We start from the raw sequence: 6,026 nt of genomic DNA on the forward strand, positions 1-6,026 counted from the left end.
TCTTGAACTGCTTTAAAAACTCATCAGTCAACAAATCTTCTGGTCTCATAAACTGTGTTTTGTTAAAAGTAAAAAATCGGAGTTACAAACCCCGATTTAAACTTTACACAGATTTTGAGATAGTGTCTGTTTTAAAAAACAGATCTAGATTCCCTCCACAATGGATGACGATCAAGGCAATAGCCAAGTCCCTGATTTCCATGGCAAACCTTCATTTGGCGGTTTTTATATCCTATGTTATTGAGTTTTTTGTACATAAATACCAAGCTACTACATGGGTATCTGACATCATCGCGAATTCTAAGCTTAAAACAAGAAAATTCATATAAATTTATCAAGACGCTACTTGTAGGTAGTCGGTTTGATTTCTTATATATGGTGTTCCTCTTTGAACTACTGCTATAACACGACTTAGCAATTTATTACGAACTCCATTAAGTGCAACTAACTTAGGTTTCCCCTCCGCTATTTTGCGGTTATAATAAGTTGAGAACTCATTGGGAGATTGAATAGCAGCATTTGCTCCATTGCTTAGTAGAGCCTTCAGTTTCATATTCCCAATCTTACTTAATTTACTACGGCCATGAATACTACTCCCTGAGGTATATTCGAATGGAGCTGTTCCGGCAAAGCATGCTAGCTTGCGCCAATTATCAAATCCACTAAAACAGTTAGTATGTACTAACAGGTAAGCTGCAGTTTGCAAGCCAATGCCTGTAACCGAAGTAGCTAACTGATAAACCTGATGTACCTGCTGATCCTCAGCAATGATCGTTTGCAGTTGCTTGTCAATCAGAATTATGCTGGCACTAAGTTGAGTAATATGTTTCTGGCTATCCTTTACAATTGTGGAGCTGAATTGATTATCAGTAAAAGCAGCTAATTCCTGGGCTGCTATTTGTAAGGCTACCTTGCTTTTTACCAACCTCTGACGATAGGCAAGCAAGTGCTGAATTTTAAGCAGTGCCTGGGATGGAAGTTCAGACAACTTGATTTCATCACGGTACAAGTAAGCGAACCGAGCCAGCATATACGCATCTGCTTTGTCATTCTTGGCTCTTTGAAGGCCCATTGACCTTTTAACGTGTAGTGCTGACTGAAGTGAATAATTAAGCTTGCGCTGATTGAAAAAGCAACATAGGGGAAGAGCATATATACCTGTATGTTCCAAGCAAAATAAAACGCCGGCACTACTTTGTCGTTGGTTTATCCAAGTCAAAAGCTTCTGAAAACCTGAGGGCCTATTCTCGAATTGTTGATGAAATGATGGTTCGGTAGCTGAAACATAAAGTACAGCATCGATCGTTAATTTGGATATATCAATACCAACAAAGCAAGTAAATGTCATGATTCTTTAAAAATTAAAGTAAAATATACCGTGATTGGAGTCAGCTGATACCTTTATTAGGCCTTGATGCCTATAATTCTAATTGGCTCGTATCCAACCTTACAGCTCTGGTCCTAATTCGCGGGAGAGGTCATTAACCTAGCGGCGCCCTGAGTTCACCAGAGCTGCTGGTAAGGTGTGGCAATATAGGATTTAAATTAGATGTCAAAGCTAAAGGCGGCGCCCGCCAACATTAAGACAATGCAAGGCTGGCTATATCTCACCATAATACTGGATTTAACTGACAGGAGAGTAATTGGATGGGCACTTAGTTCAACAATGAAAGCCATTGATACTTTGATATCTGCATGGAATATGGCTTGTAAAAATAGAAGTATTACAAATAAACTGATTTTTCACTCGGACAGAGGTAATGTGTCGTCCTTAAATAACCTTAAAGTTTGCGTGCTGCTGAAATTGGTTGTCGGAAATACTACATCAAAGGTCAAATATGCTGCTGCTAAACTACACGCTGAAATCTTATACCTCTATTACTTTCTCCCATCTAGTTCAAAGCTTATCCCCGAGCAGGAAATATCCTATTGATTGTAAGGCCTGTTGCTGTCATTCAACAAAGTAATACTTGGTTTCGATAATGGCTTCACTAATACACTGGACACTACTGAGGTGTTTGTAAGCGTGAATAGTATTTAGGTATCATCCTAATAGGAAGTCCTATTCGTTTTTTAACCAATGTTCTTATATTGCTGCTTAACAAATGGGAAGCAATAAATGAGTGTTTTACCGGATCAATACCCCTTAATTCTTTCTGAGCTGAAAACAGCAATCCGTCAAAGCCGCTTTAAAGCGCTACTATCTGCAAATGCTGAGATGCTTTTGCTCTATTGGAAAATTGGGAAAACAATTCTGGATCAGCAAGAACAGTTCGGATGGGGATCAAAGGTAATCGAACAGTTGGCAAAGGACCTTCGAAGTGAGTTTACTGATATGCATGGCCTTTCTGTGAGAAACCTTAAATATATGCGTCAGTTTGCCAAGGCTTACTCGGATTCTGAATTTGTGCAAGTGTCACTTGCACAAATTACTTGGTACCATCATATTACTTTATTAGGTAAAGTAAAGGATGAGAGTGATAGGCTGTTTTATATTCAAGAGACAGCCAGGAATGGGTGGTCAAGAGACATCATGGTTATGCAGATTGAATCGGGTTACCTAAAAAGGAAAGGGAAAGCCATAAGCAATTTTGAAAATCGCCTCCCTCCTACCCAGTCTGATCTTGCACAACAAGTCACAAAAGATCCTTACCTGTTCGATTTTATTTCCCTGGCTGAAAACTATAAGGAAAAGGATCTGGAAAACGCATTAACAGATCATATCGTTAAATTTTTACTAGAATTGGGGGCCGGCTTTGCATTTGTTGGTAGACAATACCACCTGAACGTCGGCGACTCTGATTTTTACATTGATCTGCTCTTTTACCATTTAAAGCTTAGGTCATATGTAGTCATTGAGCTTAAGACTGGTAAGTTCATTCCAGAGTATGCGGGAAAACTAAACTTTTATCTTTCCGTGGTAGATGATGTCTTGAAAACCGACTTGGATCAACCAACCATTGGTCTTTTAATCTGTCAGGATAAAAACAAAGTCGTTGCTGAATACGCCTTAAAAGACATGAATAAGCCAATTGGCATTGCAGAATACAAGATTACTGATAGCATCCCCCCAAATCTTAAAGGAAATCTTCCAAGTATCGAAGAACTCGAAAAAGAACTTGAATCTCTGGCGAAGGAGGATAAAGACTTCGGTTAAGTATTTAGTTAATTTTACGAAGCAAATGACACAGTGGGTCCGTATAGCACTTTAAGAATGTCCGTTTGTAAAATGCCATTACATAATTAAAAGATTCAGGTAAAGAATTTGATAAACAAGCAGTCTCATAACTCTATCCTAACAGTATTGACTGTTCAAGTTTCCAAATTTTGAAAACTGCATAACGCTTTAATTTTGCAAATGTGATAGTAAAGTCGTTTCAATGGATCCAGAAATGTATATCAAAATATTTCACATGCTGGTATTAAGCTGTTTTACACTGGATTAACTAATTTTAACAGTGGGAAGGTTGGTTCTTCTGACATTAAAGTTTTATGTGAGAGTCAGGTGTACTATCGACACTAATTATATTCAATACTAATCTATTGGTTTTTAAATGTTTAAAAAGACAAAGTAGATTAAGATCAAAAACGGCTTAAATACTAGGAAATGGGGCTTTACATTTGTAAATAAATTTTACTGCAATGCTCTTCCTATGCTATTTTAAATTTTATCTCGATTGGAAATATCGTTTGAAAATAAACTTTTACGTGACATATGTGAAGACTCAGAAATTGCTGAATATCAATTTAATCAATGGAAGGCTCATGTTCTTACTTCAAGACTTGCAGATTTAAGAGCGGCTGGTAATGTAAATGATCTACTTGTGGGACATCCAACCCTCATCTCGTCGCAGAATGGCCAAGAAAAATACAAAGTTGAGATAGTGAAGGATCTGGCATTGTATTTTGTATCCAACCACCTGAAACAACCTTCCGGTTCCAATGGAAAGATTGATTGGTCAAGAGTTACACAAATAAAAATAGTAAATATTGAATAATATGGCATTTCAGCCGAAGTGGGCATCCGCGCCTGGTACTACTATCAAGGAAGTTTTGGCAGACAAAAATATTTCGGAAAACGCTTTTGCCGAACGGATTGGACAACCACGCACTTTTGTTTCCAGGCTTTTAAGAGGACATGAACCCATTACTGGAAAGCTAGCCCAGCAGCTTTCAGGCTGCTTGGGTGCCTCAAGTGATTTCTGGATTCATCGAGAGGACCAGTATCGGGAGGATTTGGCACGAATCGAGGCAGGTGCATGGCTAGCTCAACTACCTATTAAAGACATGATTAAATTTGGTTGGATTGACAAATCTAAAGATTTGTTAAATGGATGCCTTGAATATTTTGGTGTTGATAGTGTTGGTAAATGGAATGAGACATATGATCGACTTAATGTGCAGGGTTCATTTCGAACCTCTTATAAAATATCGTCAAAATTTGGATCAGTCTCTACATGGATAAGACAGGGAGAACTCGAAGCAGGCAAAATTGACTGTCTTCCATGGAACTCCGACAAATTTGTTGAGTCTCTACCGGCTATTAGGGAACTAACACGAATCAAAGACCCTAGGATCTTTATTCCCAAGCTACGCACACTGTGTGCTGCATCGGGTGTAGCTCTGGCAATAGTTAAAACACCAAGTGGATGTACTGCTAGTGGAATGACGAAATTTTTGACAAAAGAAAAAGCACTATTAATGCTCAGTTTTAGATTTTTGTCGGATGATCAATTTTGGTTTACATTTTTCCATGAGGCTGGACACTTAATTTTACATGGGCAAAATGAGGTCTATTTGGAAGACAAGGAGTTAAATAATGCAAATGTAGAGCAGAGAGAAATTGAAGCTAACTCATTTTCATCTGAGATGTTAATTCCCCATCGGTATCATACTCAATTGCGTAAATTAAAAGGAAAGTGGAATATATCGAGATTTGCCTCAAATTTGGGTGTTTCCACCGGAATTGTAGTTGGACAAATGCAATATTATCGATTCGTAGAGATGAATCAATTAAATGGCTATAAGAGGCGTTTTAATTGGGATCAGGTTGACTCAGTCATTTTTCACAACAATTGACGTTATAGAGACCTATGAGTATCTTAACCATTGAAATACTCATAGGTTCCAGGGCTTTTTTGCCAATTACAGAGAGCATCTTCTAACACTTGCATTCCGAATGGTAAATTCAACTTAGCCTCCAGGAGATTAAGCAATTCTTCCAAATCCGGTTTTGATATGCTAGCTGTTGATGATCCGCCAAATAAAAGCCGAGAGCCACGAACGGGACCAGTAGCATCTTGGAGATATGTTCGGCCTGGTTCTATTTGTACAAGATTCAATTTACCAATACTAGTAAGATAATCGAAACGAGCAGTTCTCCCAAACCTGTGAACCCGTCTCATTGACCTGTATAACAAATCAAAAATCTTTCGAGGATCTTCCGGAGATTGATTCACAAATCCTTCGAATCTTGAAACGTGATCATCACCTATCCAGTCCAGGTAACTATTAATTACGTGTACGGTCCCGCTTCTACTGGAATATTTTAAGGATTCATACTTTCGGTGATTTCCAAAATGGCCAGCTCTAGTAAGTTCTAGTTCATGGTCTTCCATCCAATTCGAGAATTCTTCGAAGTTGTTTTTTACTGCATCCCATGTCCAAATTCTAGAATTACCTAATCCTCCATAGACGTTTCGTACTAGCTCCCATTGAGTATTTTTGTTTTTTCCAAAATGAACTGCTAAAAAGGCTAACCAATAGGCTTCATTAAAATTCTGAACTTGCCGTGATAGCATTGCAGCCCTGATCGGATCAAATTGCCGCGATGCCGGATTAATCCTTTGAAATGATATGTGACGAGAGGCAACTGTGCTATAAAATGAGACGCGCCGTATGAGGTGGCTCCAAAAAACGGCACACATTTTTGCACATCCTGATGCAAAATGAAAGACCCAAAAACGTTAAAGACTCGTAGGAGCTATGACGCTGAGTTCAAGCAAGAAGTATTTAGAATGCTGGCT

At 38.5% G+C, this 6,026-nt stretch carries 5 protein-coding genes and 1 pseudogene; 4 read left to right on the top strand and 2 right to left on the bottom strand.

The annotated features are described in order from the left end of the window. Nucleotides 1-334 precede the first annotated feature (334 nt). Entirely contained in the window at nt 335-1,348 is a 1,014-nt protein-coding gene (locus FEM55_RS07280) for an IS110 family RNA-guided transposase (protein WP_138280689.1), read from the bottom strand. A gap of 231 nt (nt 1,349-1,579) precedes the next feature. Here FEM55_RS07280 and FEM55_RS25170 point away from each other — a divergent pair. The 4 genes and pseudogenes from FEM55_RS25170 to FEM55_RS07300 all read left to right on the top strand — a co-directional run. Further along, nucleotides 1,580-1,759: pseudogene (locus tag FEM55_RS25170) on the top strand (DDE-type integrase/transposase/recombinase); the annotation flags it as partial. A gap of 360 nt (nt 1,760-2,119) precedes the next feature. Continuing rightward, nucleotides 2,120-3,157 carry a PDDEXK nuclease domain-containing protein gene (locus FEM55_RS07290; RefSeq protein WP_138280691.1) on the top strand — a complete coding sequence of 346 codons (1,038 nt, stop codon included), beginning with the start codon at nt 2,120-2,122 and terminating at the stop codon, nt 3,155-3,157. Nucleotides 3,158-3,677: 520 nt separating this feature from the next. Next, a complete protein-coding gene (locus FEM55_RS07295; RefSeq protein ID WP_138280692.1) occupies nt 3,678-3,998 on the top strand; it encodes a killer suppression protein HigA in 321 nt (106 codons plus the stop codon). 1 nt (nt 3,999) lies between these two features. Next, nucleotides 4,000-5,079, top strand: a complete 1,080-nt coding sequence (locus FEM55_RS07300) for an ImmA/IrrE family metallo-endopeptidase (protein WP_138280693.1) — start codon at nt 4,000-4,002, stop codon at nt 5,077-5,079. Nucleotides 5,080-5,102: 23 nt separating this feature from the next. On the opposite strand, the gene FEM55_RS07305 is transcribed toward FEM55_RS07300, so the two are convergent. Beyond that, nucleotides 5,103-5,927, bottom strand: a complete 825-nt coding sequence (locus FEM55_RS07305) for an alpha-glutamyl/putrescinyl thymine pyrophosphorylase clade 3 protein (RefSeq protein ID WP_171036499.1) — start codon at nt 5,925-5,927, stop codon at nt 5,103-5,105. Nucleotides 5,928-6,026: the final 99 nt, after the last annotated feature.

Source organism: Dyadobacter sediminis, from assembly GCF_005860765.1.
GTDB lineage: Bacteria > Bacteroidota > Bacteroidia > Cytophagales > Spirosomataceae > Dyadobacter > Dyadobacter sediminis.